This window comes from Williamsia sp. (genome assembly GCF_036566845.1).
Classification (GTDB): Bacteria; Actinomycetota; Actinomycetes; order Mycobacteriales; family Mycobacteriaceae; genus Williamsia.
This window is the reverse complement of record NZ_DATCVM010000105.1, coordinates 70,235-86,816: the sequence shown is the minus strand read 5'-3', so window position 1 is coordinate 86,816 and position 16,582 is coordinate 70,235. Positions and strand designations below refer to the sequence as shown.

Below are 16,582 nucleotides of genomic sequence, written 5' to 3'. Positions count from 1 at the left end.
CCGATCACGCTTCCTTGCGCAGGGCGAGCACGCTGCCCTCGGCGTCGCCGGAGATGTAGATGGTGCCGTCGGGGCCGGCCGCGATGCCGGTGAAGGGTCCCTGCGGTCCGGAGAACGGGACGAGACCGAGCAGTGGTTTCGGGGTGACCCCGGGAGGAGCGCCGACTGGGAGATCGGTTGCGATCGTCTGACGGCTCTTGGTTTCCAGGTCGAACGCGATGAGCGTCTTGGCGCCGACATCGACGATGTACAGCGTCTGCCCCGAGACCAGAAGGCCGTGTGGCCGTTCGAGCCCGTCGACGACGGTGTCGGTGCCAGAGCCGGTCACCGCAACAACTTGTCCCGCACCGGATTCGGCGACCAGAAGGGTTCCGGAGCCGGTGAAGGCAACACCGGTCGGATGGTCGAGACCGCCGGCCAGGACTTCCGAGCTGCCGGATCCGACGGAGTGCACCTCGCCGGCGCCGAAGTCGGCGACCGCGATGGCTCCGGTACCCGAAGCCGCCACACCGTAGGTCTGATCGAGGCCGGTGACCAACACCTCGCTCTCGGCCTTGGCGGCGTCGTACCTCGACACGTCGCCGTTGCCGGCAACGATGAACTGATCTTTGCCGATCGATGTCATCCCGCGGATGTATCCGGGGTATCCGGGGCTGAAAAGCATGCCCAGCGTCCGCAATTCGCCGTCGGCCTCGAGGGCCAGCAAGAACGTCCCGTCGGCGATGTACAGGGTGCCGTCCGGGCCGACGGTCAGGTCGAGGGGCCAGGTCAGGCCGTCGGGCAGTGCCGTGCGGGTGTCGCCCCCGCCGAGGACCTCGGTGATCTGTCCGGTGAAGCCGGACACGAAGAGCCGGTCGCCGACAAAGGTGAGGTTGTCGAGCCCGGGCCCGATCTGGGCGAGGACCGCCTTCTCGCCGCTGCGGGGGTCGATGCGCAGGACCTGGCCGGAGCCGACCTGGGTGGAGACGATGAACCCGGCGGAATCGAACTTGACCGCGGTCGGGCCACCGAGGTCGGCGGCGACGCGTTCGGGTTCCCCGCCGTCGGGGTTGATCCGGTAGATCTCGTTGGTGGCGACCAACGGGTAGTAGAGCATCCCGTCAGGGCCGATCTCCATGGCGTTGGGCATCGGGAGGTTGTCGGCGAGCACCTTCGGGGCGCCGCCGCTCGGGTTGATCTCCATCAGCCGGCCGCCGATGCGGCACTCGTTGACGAACAACCTGTCCTGGTGGATGGTGATGCCGTTTGCGCCGGGCAGATCGTCGCGCAGCAGCCGGGTACTTCCGTCGGGGCTCCGGACGCTGACGCGGCCGTCGTAGTACTCGGTGATGTACATGTCGCCGCTCGCGTCGAACGCCATGTCGTCGGGCGCGACGATGTCGCTGCCCTGGGCGCTGATGGTCTCGACGTTGCCGGTGTCGATGTCGAGTGCGCTGATCGTGCTACCGGCGACCTGCGCGATGTAGACGCGTCCGTCGGGACCGGAACGGATCCCGTTGGCGCCGAACAACCGGCTCGGTTCGGTGACGCGACTCAGATTCCACCCCTCGGCGAGGCCGAACGAGTTTGGGCTTGTGTAGCGGGCCGCCTGTACCAAGGTGGGCCTCCTGTCGTGAGGTAGGACGCGAGGTCCTGACAAATGACGCAAAGCAGGGTCGTGACGCAGACCACAATTCTCTGGGCAGTCTAAGCGTGAATCCATCAGGTTTACAAGTATTGCTATCCTTAAGAGGATAGGGGTAGGTTAGGTCACTCCGGACGGTCGGCGGGCACACGAAAACCACCCACCGCACGATGCGGTGGGTGGTTCGCCATTCGGTGTTCTACGAGGTCGGCAGGGTATTGCCGGGTGAATCAGCCGTCAGTAGTCCTCGTCCCCATAGACGACGACGCCGCGCAGGTTCTTTCCGTCCGCCATGTCCTTATAGCCCTGGTTGATGTCTTCCAGTCGGTAGGTGGTGGTGACGAGCTCTTCGAGCTTCAGCGCGCCCGACCGATAGAGATTGAGCAGCTTGGGGATCTGGGTCCGCGGCCCGATGCCACCGAAGATCGCTCCCTGCACCCGCTTCTGCAGCAACGTCAGCTCGAACAGGTTCAGGTCAGTGGCGACCTGGTCGTACGGGCCCATCGCGGTGACGATCACCTGGCCGCCCTTGCCTGTCAGCGAGAGGGCCTGCTGGATGTACTCGCCTTTGATCTCGCCCATGGTGAGGATGACCGTGTTCGCCATCGTTCCCCAGGTCAGCTCGCCGAGTTGCGGCAGTGCCTCTTCCATCGACGAGAACGTATGGGTGGCACCGCAGTCGAGTGCGATCTTCCGCTTTCCTTCGACGGGGTCGATCGCCACCACGTGGCAGGCGCCGGCGTACGCGGCGCCCTGAACAGAGTTGATGCCCACACCGCCGATCCCGGCGATCACCACGGTGTCGCCGGCGCGGGTGTCACCGATCTCGGTGGCCGAACCCCAGCCCGTGGAGACGCCGCATCCCAGCAGTGCGGCGACCTGCAGCGGGATGTCCTTCTCGATTTTCACCACCGAGGCCTGATGCACCGTGACGTAGGGCGCGAAGGTGCCCAGCAGGCACATCTGCACAACGGGCGCACCGTCTTTGGTGACGCGGTAGGTGCCGTCGGAGATGGCCTGGCCGGTGAGCAGGCCGGCACCCTTGTCGCAGAGGTTCTGCAGGCCGCGAGCGCACGACGGGCAGGTGCCGCAGGCCGGGATGAAGGCGAGGACCACGTGGTCGCCTTCTTCGAGATCGACCACACCAGGACCGACCTTCGTGACCACACCCGCGCCTTCGTGTCCGCCGACCACCGGAAGCATCGCGACAGGGCTGGAACCGTTGGCGACATGGGCATCCGAATGGCACAGGCCTGAGGCCGCCAGCCGCACCTGGACTTCGCCGAACACGGGATCGCCCAGCTCGATCTCGTCGATCTTCCAATCGGTGTCGATCTCGGTCAGGATTGCGGCCTTCGTCTTCATCGGGATCCTTTGCTCGCGTGGTGATGTGATTCGCCTCACTTTAGTGAGGCGAGGTGAACGTCGCGCGGGTTTCGGGTTCGGTGTGCGAACGTTGGTAGAGGAACCGTTCGCCGCATGCCGGGGCGGGAGAACTGAGGGAGGCCGATGCGTGTACTTCCGATCGTTGTTCTCGGGTACGGGCCGGTCGCGCGGGCCTACATCAACCAGATCAGTGCTCACCGCGACGAGTACCGGGCGCGCCATGACGTCGACCTGAGTGTTGTCGCGGTGCGGACGCACCGATCGCAGGTCGTGGGCAGGGGCGAGGTCCCGCCACCGTCGGACTGGGCCGAACTCACCGACCTGGCCGACCTTCTCGGCACGGTCGAGGCCAAGGTTGTCGTGCAGGCCGTGCCGTCGACCGATGCGGTTGCGACGACGGCGGTCGAGGACGCGATGATGGCGATTCGGTGCGGCGCGCACTTGGTCACCGCCACCACCTCGACACCGCTCCACGGGTGGCGAAAGCTGGAGCAGCTGGGAATCGATTTCGGCTGTGCGGTAAGGATTTCCGGGGCCGTCGGCGCGATGCTGCCGGCCGCCGACCTGGCCCGATCACTGGGCCAGGGGATCTCGGTGACGTCGGTGAGTGGATGTCTGAACGCCACCGCCACCTACCTTCTCGACCAGATGAGCGAGGGCGTGTCCCTCGACCTGGCGACCACCACCGCCCGGCAGACGGGCGTGACGGACAACGATCCCACCCCGGATCTGTCGGGTCACGATGTGGCGACCCAGCTCCGCATCCTGACCGGGCTGCTGTGGGCGCGTGATCCGGCGGAGGCCGAGGTGATCCTCGAGCCGATCACCCCGGAGATCGAACGGTCGGTGTTCCGGGCCGGACGGCGTGGCCTGCGGTTGCGGCAGGTGGCCGTGGCCGACCACGACATCCCGGATCTCGTCACGGTGTCCTTGCGGGTGGTACCCGCCGAATCACAGCTGGGCCTCCTACGGTGGCCCGACAAAGCCGCGATCTTCGATTGTGGTGACTTCGGTTCGATCACCGTCTCGGGTGGGGACAGCAGTCCCGCGGGAGTGGCGCAGTCGATGATCAAGGACACGCTTTCCCTCGTTCACGACGCCACACCCGGCCTGCGATAGAAGCTCGCACCCCGCCCTCACACTGCCGGTGAGGCAATTGCAATTTCGCATCGCGAACAATCTGATTTCGGGATTGTCCGTATTGTGTCAATCGTGTCGAAGACCAGGTCGCTGTGGAACTTGTTGGGCTGTTGCGTGCTGGCGGGCGTTTTGGTCGCAGGTTTGCTGTTCCCGTTGGCCGGTGGTCTCGGATTCACCGCCGGGCGGGCCGCCGGAACCCTCGAGAACGTCGAGTCGGAATTGATCGGCGGGCAGGTGCCCGAGGTCACCACGATGACCGACGTCAACGGTGAGCCGATTGCGTACCTCTACGATCAGCGTCGCTTCCAGGTCGGCTACAACGACATCTCCCCGGACATGGTCCGGGCCATCATCTCCGTCGAAGACCGCCGGTTCCTCGACCACGACGGTGTCGACTGGCGCGGGACCATCCGTGCGTTTCTCACCAACCAGGCCTCCGGTGAGGTGCAGCAGGGCGCATCGACCCTCGATCAGCAGTACATCAAGAACTATCAACTGCTGGTGCTGGCCCGTACCGATGCCGAACGCCGCGCGGCGACGGAGACCACCGCGGCGCGCAAACTCCGTGAGATCCGGATGGCGCTGTCGCTCGAATCGAGCCTGACCGATCAGGCGATGCAGGAGAAGAACCTCGATGTGGACGCCGCGAAGCAGGAGGCCAAGAAGGCGATCGTCACCCGCTATCTCAACCTGGTCCCCTTCGGGAACGGTGCCTACGGCATCGCAGCCGCCGCGGACACCTACTTCGGCAAGCCCGCAAAAGACCTGACCATTCCCGAATCGGCGATGCTCGCGGGCATGGTCCAGTCGAGTTCGGCCCTCGATCCGTACGCCAACCCCGAGGGTGTCCTAGAACGCCGGAACACCGTGCTCGACACGATGGTTGCGAACTTCCCGGCCCGTGCCGACGAGTACCGGGCGGCCAAAGACCTTCCGCTCGGCGTGCTGCCGTCGCCGCGCACGCTCGACCAGGGCTGCATCGCGGCCGGAGATGCAGGATTCTTCTGCGACTACGCGCTGCAGTTCCTCGCCGACAACGGGTTCAGCCGGGATGAGATCGCCCGTGGCGGGTACCTCATCCGCACCACCCTCGACCCCGAGGTCCAGGCGGCGACACACGACGCCGTCCGGACGTATGCATCGCCGGATCTCGAGGGTGTCGCCAATGTGATGGACGTGATCAGGCCGGGTACCGAGTCGCACGATGTGCTGGCGATGGCGTCGAGCCGCGACTACGGCCTCGATCGGGAGGCCGGCCAGACGGTGCAGCCGCAGCCCTACTCGATGGTCGGCAACGGCGCGGGTTCTGTGTTCAAGGTCTTCACCGTCGCCGCCGCCATGGAGCGCGGCCTCGGAGCCGGTTCGGCACTGCAGGTGCCGAGAACTTTCCAGGCGAAGGGCATGGGTAGCAGCGGCGGTGTCAACGGCTGCCCCGCCGACACCTATTGCGTCGCGAACGACGGTAACTATCCGGCTCGGATGACGGTGACCCAGGCCTTGGCGCAGTCACCGAACACCGCGTTTGTGAAGTTGCTGCAGGATGTCGGCGTCACGCCCACCGTCGACATGGCCGTTCGGCTGGGCATGCGCTCGTACACGAACCCCGGCACGTCGGGGTTCGGCGAGCAGAGCCTGGCCGACTATGTGAAGGAGAACAACCTCGGTTCGTTCACCCTCGGGCCGACCGCCATCAACACCCTGGAACTCTCGAATGTCGCGGCCACCCTTGCCTCCGGGGGTGTCTGGTGTCCACCGAATCCGATCGCTTCGATCACCCAGCCGAAGCGGGACTCCAACGGCAACCAGATCCTCGATGCCGACGGGCGTCCGGCGTTCGGCGAGGTTCCGTTCGAACGCCCGGGCTGTGAGCGGGTGGTCGAAGAAGGACTGGCCAACACCCTCGCCAACGCGATGAGCGAAGACGACCGTGGATCGGGTACCGCGGCCAACGCGGCCGGGTCGGTCGGCTGGGCTCTCCCGATGTCCGGCAAGACCGGCACCACCGAGGCCAACCGGTCATCGGCCTTCCTGGGATTCACGAACAATCTGGCCGGCGCCACCTACGTCTACAACGATTCCCCGGTGATCTCAGAGCTGTGCTCGGGACCGCTGCGCCAATGCGGTTACGGAAACCTGTACGGCGGCAACGAGCCGGCCCGTACCTGGTTCTCGGCGATGTTGCCCATCGCGGACAAGTTCGGTCCGACGTCGCTGCCGCAGAACGACCCCAGGTATGTCGCCGGTGTCGGCGGCAAACAGGTTCCGTCGGTGGTCGGGATGTCCTCTGATCTGGCCCGTTCGATGCTCGAACGCGAGGGCTTCAGCGTGAGCATCGAGAATGTGGCATCCGGTCAACGCGCCGGCACGGTCGTCTCGGCCACTCCGAGCGATTCGGCGATACCGGGCAGCACGATCACCTTGTCGGTCAGCACCGGCCAGGCGGCCACCACGAATCGTCGTCCGCCGACCACACGGACAACGATTCAGGTTCCGGGTGTGGGCCCGATCGAGATCCCGGTTCCGCGGTGAGGATCGACGACATCGTTGTCGAATCGTTTGCGAATCAGGTAAAGAACTCCAAAAGAATGTGTAAGACTGCCTGAAAATTGCGCCGCGATCGGTTGTATATCCCATGCGGAAGGTGAAGTGCTGTGGCTGAGCAGGTTCGCGAAGAATGGTCCGGCCGAATGGTTTTCATTCTTGCCGCGATTGGTTCTGCGGTCGGGTTGGGCAATATCTGGCGGTTTCCCTACGTCGCCTATGAAAATGGTGGCGGTGCGTTCATCGTTCCGTACCTTGTCGCCCTGCTCACAGCGGGAATCCCGCTCTTGTTCTTCGACTATGCGATCGGGCACAAGTTTCGCGGCTCGCCACCTCTGGCCTTCCGCCGTCTGGACAAACGGGCCGAGGTGATCGGCTGGTGGCAGGTAGGAGTCTCGTTTTCATCGCCGTCTACTACGCGGTGATCATCGCCTGGGCGGCGCGGTATGTGATCTTTTCGTTCAACGAGAAGTGGGGCGACGACCCGGCGACCTTCTTCTCGTCGGATTCCTTCAGCAGGATTCTGATTCGACGTTCGGATTCGATTTTGTCCCCGGCGTGTGGATACCTCTGCTGCTGATCTGGATTGCGGTGATCGCGGTGCTGGCATTGGGCATCCAACGGGGTATCGGTGCGTCGGCCAAGATATTAGTCCCGCTGCTGGTTGTCCTTTTCACAATCCTCGTGGTCAGAGCACTTTTCCTCGCCGGTGGCGGGTTGGATGCGTTGTTCTTGCCCGATTGGTCGGCGTTGTCCGACACCGGTGTGTGGATCGCCGCCTACGGTCAGATCTTCTTCTCTCTGTCGATCGCCTTCGGCATCATGGTCACCTACGCTTCGTATCTCAAGCGCAAGACCAACCTCACCGGCTCCGGACTCGTGGTCGCCTACTCGAACAGTGGGTTCGAGATCCTCGCCGGTATCGGGGTCTTCGCGGTCCTCGGCTACATGGCCCAGGCCAGTGGTGTTGCCGTCAGTGAGGTCGTCGAAAGCGGAATCGGGCTGGCGTTCATCGCGTTCCCGTCCATCATCTCGCAGATGCCGGGTGGTCCCGTATTCGGTGTCCTGTTCTTCCTCTGTCTCGTGTTTGCCGGCTGGACCTCGTTGATCAGCATTGTGCAGGTCATCGTCTCGGCTGTTCAGGACAAGACCGGTTTGTCGAGGGTGCCGGCAGTGATTATCGTCGGTACGGCGTGCACGCTGACGTCGGTGCTGCTGATGCCCACCGCGACCGGACTCAACGTGTTGGACGTCATGGACAAGTTCGCCAACAACATCGGCATCGTCGGAGTCGCGGTGGCTGCGCTTGTGGTGGTCTGTTGGTACCTGCGGAAGCTGCCGGAGTTGCAGGATCATCTGAACGAGGTGTCGTCGTTCAAGGTCGGCCGGCTGTGGCGGCTGTTCCTCGGCGTGATCACGCCGGTTGTGTTGGCTTATATGCTCATCGACCAGATCGTCGAACTGCTCTCGGACGGCTATGGCGGGCTACCCGATGGCCTGGTCATCACGTTCGGTTGGATCGTTCAGATCCTCGTCATCGGGCTGGCAATCGCGTTGTCGTTCACGCCGTGGCGTCAGTCGCCCGAAGAAACACTGACCGTCAGTTCAACCGGAGGGACCAAATGAGCGCCTCAGCAATCGTCATGATGCTCATCGCGTTGATTTTGGTGTGGGGCGGGCTGATCGCCAGCATCATTCACCTGCGCGGCAACCCGGACGATCCGGACTAGACGCAGGACTAGACGGGCAAGACGGGCGCCGTACTCGGCGATTCACTCCTCGTCGTACCGGTCGGCGGCCTCGTTGCGTTGTTTCGCCAAGTCCAGCGCATGGCGTGCGGCGTCTTCGGTGGGATAAGGCCCCATCCGATCGAATCCACGCGGCATCGACTCGTTGACCTCGCCGGTCGAGATGTTGTAATACCAATCGCCCATGGCTCGACTCTAGCGCCCCAACGTGTATTGGCCACGCGTTCAACTGTTGCGAACAAACAGCACGGTCGGGACCGCGACCGCCGCGAACACGATCGCGGCGACCACCGCGCAGGTGTGGAACGCGGATTCGAAGGCCTCGGCGGGTGATTGCGTCAGCCGCCCTTCGGCGAGCTGTGCGGTCAGGATCGACCGAGCACGCTGGTGCCCAGTACACCGCCGAGCTGGCGGAACATGTTGACTGTGCCGCTGGCCATTCCGGCCTGAGCGGGGGCCACGCTGTTCATCGCGGCGGCGGTGGCCGGGGCGATGAGTGATCCGAATCCGATGCCGAGCACCACCAGTGCGACGGTCAGATCGGTCCAGCCGTCGTTCGGGTGTACCCGCAGCAGGAGCAGCGCGCCGATCGAGGTGACCAGCAATCCGCCGGTGAGCATCGCCTTGAAACCCAAGCGCGGCAACAGTCGTGGTGCGATGCCGCTGGCCACCACATAGGTACCCATCAAGGCCAGCAGATGGAGGCCGGTGGTCCAGGCGCTGAGTGCGCCGACCCGCTCGAGGAACAGAACCGAGATGAGGGCGAGGCCGGTGAAGCCGAAGAGCGCGGTGGCACTCACCACCATGACGGTGGAAAACGACGGTGACCGAAAGAGTTTCAGGTCGAGCATCGGTGCGTTGACGACCCGTTCGTACGCGATGAACGCCGACAGTGCGCAGACGAACACGATGATCGCGATGACGGCTCGCGTCGAGGAGAATCCGTTGTGGGATCCGTCGATCACCCAGAAGGTCAGCGAGCCGATCGCGGCGGTGCCGGTCACGAGACCCGGGAGGTCGAGACGGGCGCCGGCAATTCTGCTCTGCGGCACCACGAACGGCGCGATCAGCGCGACGCCGAATGCGGCGATCGAGTTCACCAAAAATACTGTGTTCCACGAGAACTCACCGAGGATTGCGCCCGCGGACAGGGGGCCGATGGCCAGTCCGAGGCCGGAGCACGCCGCCCAGATGCTGATCGCCTCGGTGCGTTCTTTCGGGTGGGTGAAACTGTTGCTGATGATCGCGAGGCTGTTGGGCAGGACCAGCGCTGCGCCCACCCCGGTGATGGCCTGAGCTGCCAGCAGCCATCCGCTGGTGTGGGCCAGGAACGAGGACAAGCTGCCGATGGACATGATTGCCGCGCCGCTCACAAACGCCGTTCGTCGGCCGATGACGTCGCCGAGGGTGCCCGCAGACAAGACGAGGCTGGCGACCACGAGCGCGAAGATGCTCGGAATCCAGACCGTAGTCGCGCTGTCGGCGTGCAGGTCTTCTCCGATCGCGGGGACGGAGGAGATGGTGGCGGTGATGTTGAGGAAGGTCAGGATCACGCCGAAGCAGACCGCGGCCAGGGCATACCAGCGGGAGTTGTCGGTGTGGACGGGCGCTGAGACCGGCTGACTTGTGACCATGGTCGAAGCGTAGAAGCTGACTATTGAAAACACAAGCCAGGGATGCGGTGTCGCTCGAACCTGCTGCGAAGTCCGGGCACCTCTAGGATGGGCGCCATGGTGATGGCAGATCGTCCCGAGGTGAAGACTGCATCGACACCGGTCACCGCGCTCGCAGTGTTGGGCCTGGCGGAGAGCATGTTGAACGGTCTGGCGCGGGTGCCGTTTCATCGGCCGTGGTCGGGCCCCGGGGGTTTGCTCGATAATGTCGGGCAGTCGGTCACCCGTCAGGCCGTCCGTTCGTTCATGGGCTATTCGATGGGCCTGCCCATCGAGGAGTTCCGGTCGATGGAGAAGATCCTCGACGACATCTGCCGGGTGGTGATGCCGCCGTTCATCGAGGTGGTCGACCGGGTGGAGATCACCAAGGACACGATCGGCGGGATCGACGGCCTCTGGTGCCGGGCAAAAGCCAGCTCCGACGCATACGTCGACGAGGGCGACGACAAGCAGACGATCGGCGCAACGATCCTCTACCTGCACGGCGGCGGGTACATCGGGACTTCCCCGATCATGTACTCCGCGTTCGCGGCGTCACTGGTTCGGATCACCGGATACGAGGTCTTCATCGCCGATTACCGGATGGCGCCGGAGTTCCCGTTCCCGGCCGGGGTGCACGATGCCGCTGATGTCTACCGGGGTCTCCTGGAACGTGGTGTCGATCCCGAACACCTTGTTGTCGCGGGTGATTCGGGTGGTGGCGGGCTGGCGACGTCGCTCATCACGTACCTGCATCGCCACGACCTGCCGGCCCCGGCCGCGGTCGCGTTGTTCTCACCCGAGGTGGATCTCGACCTCAATCTCCCGTCGATCACCGAGAACGCGCAATACGACATCCTGCCCTGGAATGTGCCGGTCGCGCCGTATCTGCAGGGCATCCAGCCGAACGACGAGCGGGTCTCCGCGGTCTACGCCACCGCCGATCCCGAGTGGTTTCCGCCTACGTTCGTGTGCTGGGGCGCCGACGAGATGTTCCGTGACGGGATCCGGAAGTTCGTCGAGAACCTCGAAGCCGCCGGTGTGGCGGTTCATGCGATGGAAGAACGTGGGATGTTCCACGTCTTCCCAATCCTCATGCCCTGGGCCGAATCCTCCAAGCGCGTGTTCCGGGCGCTGCACGATCTCGCGGGCGGGACCGTGACACCCGACCCGGACGCCGAACCGACGCACTGAGCGGCCGGCGCCACAAACGTCCCCACCAGCACCCGCCGAGGGCTATTTGCCCTCGGTGGGTCCTATCGGAGACGACAGTGGCAGCTTTCGTTTGACCACCCGGCTCCTCCGTTTCTCACGTCGGAACTAGGGCCACGACTGGGACTGCCTCGAACGTTCCGGACGGAATATGCGCAGCCGGCCCCGTCTACGCTGTGGACGGTCACGATGAAGGTCGATGGGAGGGCGCAGTGGGGGCCGCAAAAGGCAGCCTGGTCCACAGTGCGACCGGGCGTGACACGGCAACCGGGCGCGACACGATTCTGGATTCCGCGGTGCGCCACTTCAATGAACGCGGATACCACGGCACATCCCTGCGTGACATCGCCAGTGGCGCCGATATGACCGCCGCCTCGATCTACCACCACTTCAAGTCCAAGCAGGACATCTTGCAGAGCATCATGAGACGCGCGCTCCAGCGCGCGCTCGGTATGACACGCACGGCCTTGGTGCGGGCCGGAGAGTCTCCGCCCGATCAGCTGCGGGCGATCATGCGTGCCTGGATCATGTTTCATACAACCCATCAGCTCGACGCGGTCGTCGGTGCCACCGAGCTCCGCAGCGTTGATGAATCCGGTCGCGGGCTGGTGATCGCGCTACGAGATGAACAGGAAGCCCTGTTCCGGGACGTCATCGACCGCGGCGCCGAACAAGGTCTCTTCCAGACCCGATTTCCCCGCGATGCGACCCGCGGCATCATCAGCATGGGCAGTCGGTCTGCACGTGGTGGCAGCAAGACGGGCCGATGGAACCGGGTGAACTGGCCGACAGGTACGAGACGCTGGCGTTGGCGACCGTCCAGTACCAAGCCTGAGTGGCGCGTGCGTCGCTCAGGTCGGGGCGACGACACCCTCGACGTATACCCAGCGGCCGTCGAGCCGCTCGAAGTGACTGTGCTCCCGTAGCGTCCCGGCGCCGCTGCCTTTGACCCGATAGAACGCGGTGAAGGCGACGTCGCCAACAGAGTCGAAAAGTGAACCTTTGCTGGTGGATTCGATGTCGAGGCGATACCAGCGCATCGACTCGTCGAGATCCAGCGATTCGGGCCGGTTGCGGGGATGCCAGCTGTGCAGGAGGTAATCGCGGTCACCGATGGCAAAGGCGGAGAAGCGTGACCGCATCAGCGCCTCGGCGGTGGCGGCGAGTCGATCACCGGCGAGGACGGGTCCGCAACAGTCATCCCACGTGAGGCCACTGGTACAGGGGCAGCGGCGGGTGCCGGCGGAACGGGCCATCGCCCTAGAATACCGACGCCGTCCGCTCGTTGAACGACAGCCGCTAACGGATTCTCCTCCTGCGAATACACATCAGTCAGGTCGGGCCACACATGGCGGGAGCAACAATGAACGTACGCAGCATCGGTTCGGGCATCGTCGGGGTGGTACTGGCGGTGGCGGTTTTGGCGGCCTGCGGGGACGATCTGAGCACGCCGTCAGCACCGGTATCATCCTCGCCCACAACAGGTTCAGGGCCGGCGACCGAGTTGGTCGAAACTTCTGTCCCGGGCCCGGCCGTGGACGGCAGGACCCAACCGCCGGCGCCCGCGGTACCCGAGACGTCCCCACCACAGATATCCACTCCGCCGATCGACGACGGCCCGATTGACCTGCTCGGAAACATCGCGATCTGGACCTCGGCCGGCGACGAACCGCTGAACGGCGCGGCGTTCGACGTTCAATCCTGTGGTCAGGCCGACGATGTCGGGCCGGTCGACATGACCGGACAATCGACGATCGACGTTCCGGTCAGCGTCGGTTGCTGGATTGTGACGCTCACCCGGACTCCGGACGGTTACACCCTGGACGGACCGCCGCAGCGATCGATGCACCTGGACGCGGCCGTCAACGAGGTCGACCTGACCTTCCGATTCCTGCCTCTGTCCCCAGAGATGGGTTGATCGCACGAGCGGGGTGTGCCGGTGGGCTGACGACCACGTCGCCGTCCGCCCCGGGCCGCGCACCTACGGCGGCGAGCGTCGCCGCGACGTGGTCGATCGACCGATGGTGATGACTCATGTGCACCCCGACGACCTCGGTGGTGTCGTGGATGGCCCCGCAGGTACGCAAGGCAGAGATCGTCGTGAGGGCGTCGTCGAGCGTGTGGTGGCCAGGGGAGTGCCGGGTGTCGCCAAACGTGGTGTCGAGAAATACCGCGTCGTATCGCGCACCGGCGATCTGCACGAACCAATCCTCTGTCGGTGGTCCGGTGTCGGTGGCCCACAGTATTCGGGAACCGTCCGGACCGGTTACGTCGTAGAGCACGCTGTCGCCGGTGTGGTAGACGTGATGCTTCGCTTCAAGTACCTGGATGTCATACCCGGACAACGCGATTCGATCCCCGACCGCTACCGGCCGAAGGGTGACCGGGTCGTCCGGTCCGATCCAGTCCCCGGCCCGATCGAGTATGTCGGCCGGACCCACCAGGTCGAGCGGTCCGGCATCGGCGATCCAGGACCGGAACAGTAGTGCCTGCGGTCCGAAGTGATCGGGGTGGTCATGTGTGATCAGGATGGTGCGGACGTCGGAAAGCGTCCGTCCGAGGCGGGCTGCGGCGGCCGGCACCTCCGGCCCGCAATCGATCAGGAGCGTGCCGTCGACCAGCGCCGCCGTCTGTCCACGGATGTCGCGTCGGCGCAACGCAGATGTGCAGGAATCGCACCGGCAGAACGCGTTCGGACATCCGTCGGCAGCGCCGGTCCCGAGGAGGACGGTTTCCATCCGATTACCGCGCGTACCGGGGTCCGACCATGGAACGAACCCTACCGATGGGTTGCCCGGCGAGCGAGTTGCGTGGGGTCGGTACCGCTCACCTGCTGTTGGAGGGCTTCGAGGTTCTGTAACATCTGCGGGCGCATGTCGGTGTGGTGGGGGAAGAGTCGTGCATAGAGCCAGATCAGCGGACGTGGTGGTAGCACCGTGATCCGGTAGGAATGCGTGACCAGGGTTCCGTGATCCTCCGGTGTGAACGTGTACGACCAGGTGGTGGAGTCGTGGCGGGTCCGGTCGATGCGCTCGGGGATCGTTCGAAACGCGAACGCGATGCCGGGCTCGGCGGTCACGACTTCGCAGACGCGAGACCAGCGCATGTGCCGGGATACGTTGTGGCCGCGGAAACGTGCGCCGGGGGTTTCCGGAGGTGGCCCGGGAAGCCATGTGCAGGTGCGGCATTCGGGACTTCTTTCACCGATCCGGGTGACGTCGGCGACCTTGTCGTACAACACTCGAGCCGGAGCGTCGATCCGCAGACTCACGGTTCCCTCGGTGTGAAAATGTCTTGCTGTGCGGATCTTCTCGTGAAAGCGCGGTGTGACATCCATGCCCGGGCCCCAACGTTTGGCACACGTTTTCCGGTAAGGGCGGGCAAATCCGTGGAGCACTATGAAACGCGTCGCGGCGGGAACCAGGTTGACGACGTGGTCGTAGCGTTCGCGGTCGAGGCTGTCGATGAGCCAATGGCCCTCGATCCCGAGTTCGCGCTTGGACTTCGGTGCGATGTTCGTCGCCTGATCCCATGCGGCGAACTCGGCGTTGGTGAGGGTGCGCGACACGATCGGCATCGCCTCGTCCTCCTCGCGACGAAGGTGCGGGAGCAGCTCCGTCTCGAGCGCCTCGACGGCTTCCGCCAGTTCTTCCGCCGCTGTCTCGTCTGTGCGGTAACGCTGGGCGACAGTTGCGACGCGGTCGATCGCCGGAGAAACGCGGCTGTGGTCGGCCTCCATCTGATCGAGGATCGCGCCGGCGTCCGGGCTGCGCCGGACGATCAGCGGCCACAGCGTGTCCTCGGCGGTGTGATGTCGGTGCAGGAACTTGGTCATCCATACGAGATGGTCGGCGATCGCCCGCCGCTGATCGGGTGGATGTGGTTCGTGCAGAACAATTTTCGATCGAGCAAGGTCGCGCCGCAGCGCGGCGTGGACGATGTTGTTGATCCGGGTATCGGCCGGTGCGTTGGGATCGGTGGTCATGGCTGTTGCCTTCCGGCGGTGCCCGACTCATCACGTCGGGCGTGAGAACAATTCTTCGATGCGGTCGGTGAGCCAACTCTCGTATTGATCGCGGCCCCAACCGGAGTCGCGAACGAGGAGGTCGTAGACCGCGATGCTCGTGAGCATCCAGACTTCGTCGAACTCGGTGTCGCGGAGCGGTCGGCCCGCGATCAGTGCGCCGCCGGCCGCTGTCTCCTGGCGGTGACTTCTGTCGAGGGTGGCAACGAGTTCTGCGAGCTCGTCCTCGACCGCCGCGCCCTGGCGTAGGGCGGCGTCGAGTGCGCCGGTGCGTTTGTTGATCGCGCCCATCAGCTGCGCCGCGGCTCGGGCTCGTTCCCGCAATGTGGGCTCGAGTCCGAGTGCGGCGTACTCGGGGCGGTCGGCCAACGCCACCGGTTCGTCGTCGCCGGCGACCGCCACATCGATGGCGACCTTCATCACCGCAACCTTGGATCCGATTGTGGAGTAGACGGTTTCGACGGATACTCCCGCCGTCCGTGCGATGCGCGGCATGCTGGTGCCGATCCAGCCGTGTTTCTCGAACAACTCTTGGGCGGCGTGCACTATGGCTGCTCGGGTCTGAGCTGCCTGCATCCGGCGCCGCGGGGAGTTGTAGGTGCGTGTGGGTGACGTACCCGCTGCCTCAGCGTCATTGTCGACGGTTGACATGACCCCAGTCTACATGCTCCCTGTTTTCAATACAAGGTCTATGTAGTCAATAGGGAGTGGTCGATCAGGCGCTGTTCGTCGGTGCGGTCCTGAGCCAGGTCCTCACGCGGGGCGCGTACAGCAGTGCGCTCCCGATCGCCGCGCACCCGGCCGTGACGAGTGGCAGTACCGAGACCACCGCAACGACCACTCGATGGGTGGGCTCGGACACCAGCCAGAACTGGATCCCGACGACCACTTCGAGTGCGGCGACAACAGTCAGCATCGTGCGGCCCGAGCTGATCCGTCTGCGGACCCGGAGAACCCCGACCGCGGCGACTGCAATGAGTGACAGTGCAGCGAGGCCGTTGCCGATCATGATCAGGTCCACAGTTGCGGCGACGTCGCTGCGGTCGATCGCCGGGTGATCGGCGGCGAACGAGTCGGTCAGTTCATCACGGACATCCGGGTAGCAGATGGCGGTCCACAACACGGTGACGACAAACGCCGCCCCCGCGACCAACCAGATGATCGCGGAGGCGTCGACGATGCGCGGGCGCGGCGATGGTCGGCCCGGCTCGGTCATAACGCGATGGTACGTCCGGCAGGCCGTGCGCCGGAGGTG

The 16,582-nt window shown here is 64.7% G+C and carries 14 protein-coding genes and 2 pseudogenes; 7 read left to right on the top strand and 9 right to left on the bottom strand.

Going from position 1 to position 16,582, the window contains the following annotated elements:
- Nucleotides 1-4: 4 nt before the first annotated feature.
- Entirely contained in the window at nucleotides 5-1,510 is a 1,506-nt protein-coding gene (locus tag VIQ49_RS09475) for an SMP-30/gluconolactonase/LRE family protein (protein ID WP_331883783.1), read from the bottom strand.
- 351 nt (nucleotides 1,511-1,861) lie between these two features.
- Nucleotides 1,862-2,989, bottom strand: coding sequence for an NDMA-dependent alcohol dehydrogenase (locus tag VIQ49_RS09470; RefSeq protein ID WP_331883660.1), 1,128 nt, complete (start codon nucleotides 2,987-2,989; stop codon nucleotides 1,862-1,864).
- A gap of 144 nt (nucleotides 2,990-3,133) precedes the next feature.
- Here VIQ49_RS09470 and VIQ49_RS09465 point away from each other — a divergent pair, with 144 nt between their 5' ends.
- From VIQ49_RS09465 to VIQ49_RS09450, 4 genes and pseudogenes are all read left to right on the top strand, one after another.
- Nucleotides 3,134-4,129: a hypothetical protein gene (locus tag VIQ49_RS09465; RefSeq protein WP_331883657.1), complete on the top strand. Its 996-nt coding sequence runs from the start codon at nucleotides 3,134-3,136 to the stop codon at nucleotides 4,127-4,129.
- A 93-nt stretch (nucleotides 4,130-4,222) separates the two neighbouring features.
- Entirely contained in the window at nucleotides 4,223-6,679 is a 2,457-nt protein-coding gene (locus VIQ49_RS09460) for a transglycosylase domain-containing protein (protein WP_331883654.1), read from the top strand.
- A gap of 158 nt (nucleotides 6,680-6,837) precedes the next feature.
- Nucleotides 6,838-8,317, top strand: a pseudogene (locus VIQ49_RS09455) (sodium-dependent transporter).
- Nucleotides 8,314-8,421 (top strand): methionine/alanine import family NSS transporter small subunit, encoded by a 108-nt coding sequence (locus VIQ49_RS09450; protein WP_331883651.1) that lies wholly within the window; start codon nucleotides 8,314-8,316, stop codon nucleotides 8,419-8,421. Before VIQ49_RS09455 ends, VIQ49_RS09450 begins: the two are co-directional and overlap by 4 nt.
- A gap of 42 nt (nucleotides 8,422-8,463) precedes the next feature.
- Here the strand turns inward: VIQ49_RS09450 and VIQ49_RS09445 are convergent, their stop codons facing one another.
- Nucleotides 8,464-8,625, bottom strand: a complete 162-nt coding sequence (locus VIQ49_RS09445; protein WP_331883649.1) for a hypothetical protein — start codon at nucleotides 8,623-8,625, stop codon at nucleotides 8,464-8,466.
- Nucleotides 8,626-8,804: 179 nt separating this feature from the next.
- A complete protein-coding gene (locus VIQ49_RS09440) occupies nucleotides 8,805-10,073 on the bottom strand; it encodes an MFS transporter (RefSeq protein ID WP_331883647.1) in 1,269 nt (422 codons plus the stop codon).
- 96 nt (nucleotides 10,074-10,169) lie between these two features.
- On the opposite strand from VIQ49_RS09440, the gene VIQ49_RS09435 reads away from it, so the two are divergent.
- Together VIQ49_RS09435 and VIQ49_RS09430 are read left to right on the top strand one after the other, a co-directional pair.
- On the top strand, nucleotides 10,170-11,285 hold the full coding sequence (locus tag VIQ49_RS09435) for an alpha/beta hydrolase (protein ID WP_331883645.1): 1,116 nt from the start codon (nucleotides 10,170-10,172) through the stop codon (nucleotides 11,283-11,285).
- A gap of 230 nt (nucleotides 11,286-11,515) precedes the next feature.
- A pseudogene (locus VIQ49_RS09430) lies at nucleotides 11,516-12,138 on the top strand (TetR family transcriptional regulator).
- A gap of 16 nt (nucleotides 12,139-12,154) precedes the next feature.
- On the opposite strand, the gene VIQ49_RS09425 reads toward VIQ49_RS09430, so the two are convergent.
- A complete protein-coding gene (locus tag VIQ49_RS09425) occupies nucleotides 12,155-12,559 on the bottom strand; it encodes a YchJ family protein (RefSeq protein WP_331883642.1) in 405 nt (134 codons plus the stop codon).
- A 107-nt stretch (nucleotides 12,560-12,666) separates the two neighbouring features.
- Between VIQ49_RS09425 and VIQ49_RS09420 the strand changes: the two genes are divergently transcribed.
- Nucleotides 12,667-13,221 carry a hypothetical protein gene (locus VIQ49_RS09420; RefSeq protein ID WP_331883639.1) on the top strand — a complete coding sequence of 185 codons (555 nt, stop codon included), beginning with the start codon at nucleotides 12,667-12,669 and terminating at the stop codon, nucleotides 13,219-13,221.
- Here VIQ49_RS09420 and VIQ49_RS09415 read toward each other — a convergent pair.
- The 4 genes from VIQ49_RS09415 to VIQ49_RS09400 form a co-directional block, all read right to left on the bottom strand.
- Nucleotides 13,166-14,041: an MBL fold metallo-hydrolase gene (locus VIQ49_RS09415; protein ID WP_331883636.1), complete on the bottom strand. Its 876-nt coding sequence runs from the start codon at nucleotides 14,039-14,041 to the stop codon at nucleotides 13,166-13,168. The two genes, VIQ49_RS09420 and VIQ49_RS09415, sit on opposite strands and share 56 nt — an antisense overlap.
- A 41-nt stretch (nucleotides 14,042-14,082) precedes the next feature.
- Complete coding sequence (locus VIQ49_RS09410; protein WP_331883633.1) at nucleotides 14,083-15,288, bottom strand: hemerythrin domain-containing protein; 1,206 nt, start codon at nucleotides 15,286-15,288, stop codon at nucleotides 14,083-14,085.
- Between the two features lie 30 nt (nucleotides 15,289-15,318).
- On the bottom strand, nucleotides 15,319-15,978 hold the full coding sequence (locus VIQ49_RS09405) for a TetR/AcrR family transcriptional regulator (protein WP_331883630.1): 660 nt from the start codon (nucleotides 15,976-15,978) through the stop codon (nucleotides 15,319-15,321).
- A 64-nt stretch (nucleotides 15,979-16,042) separates the two neighbouring features.
- On the bottom strand, nucleotides 16,043-16,543 hold the full coding sequence (locus tag VIQ49_RS09400) for a hypothetical protein (RefSeq protein ID WP_331883627.1): 501 nt from the start codon (nucleotides 16,541-16,543) through the stop codon (nucleotides 16,043-16,045).
- Nucleotides 16,544-16,582: the final 39 nt, after the last annotated feature.

Bases quoted from the DNA above. Each gene is read 5' to 3' on its own strand.
- VIQ49_RS09440 (WP_331883647.1), bottom strand. From the start codon at position 10,073: ATGGTCACAAGTCAGCCGGTCTCAGCGCCCGTCCACACCGACAACTCC.
- VIQ49_RS09400 (WP_331883627.1), bottom strand. From the start codon at position 16,543: ATGACCGAGCCGGGCCGACCATCGCCGCGCCCGCGCATCGTCGACGCC.
- VIQ49_RS09405 (WP_331883630.1), bottom strand. From the start codon at position 15,978: ATGTCAACCGTCGACAATGACGCTGAGGCAGCGGGTACGTCACCCACA.
- VIQ49_RS09425 (WP_331883642.1), bottom strand. From the start codon at position 12,559: ATGGCCCGTTCCGCCGGCACCCGCCGCTGCCCCTGTACCAGTGGCCTC.
- VIQ49_RS09470 (WP_331883660.1), bottom strand. From the start codon at position 2,989: ATGAAGACGAAGGCCGCAATCCTGACCGAGATCGACACCGATTGGAAG.
- VIQ49_RS09420 (WP_331883639.1), top strand. From the start codon at position 12,667: ATGAACGTACGCAGCATCGGTTCGGGCATCGTCGGGGTGGTACTGGCG.
- VIQ49_RS09465 (WP_331883657.1), top strand. From the start codon at position 3,134: ATGCGTGTACTTCCGATCGTTGTTCTCGGGTACGGGCCGGTCGCGCGG.
- VIQ49_RS09435 (WP_331883645.1), top strand. From the start codon at position 10,170: ATGGTGATGGCAGATCGTCCCGAGGTGAAGACTGCATCGACACCGGTC.
- VIQ49_RS09450 (WP_331883651.1), top strand. From the start codon at position 8,314: ATGAGCGCCTCAGCAATCGTCATGATGCTCATCGCGTTGATTTTGGTG.
- VIQ49_RS09415 (WP_331883636.1), bottom strand. From the start codon at position 14,041: ATGGAAACCGTCCTCCTCGGGACCGGCGCTGCCGACGGATGTCCGAAC.
- VIQ49_RS09410 (WP_331883633.1), bottom strand. From the start codon at position 15,288: ATGACCACCGATCCCAACGCACCGGCCGATACCCGGATCAACAACATC.
- VIQ49_RS09445 (WP_331883649.1), bottom strand. From the start codon at position 8,625: ATGGGCGATTGGTATTACAACATCTCGACCGGCGAGGTCAACGAGTCG.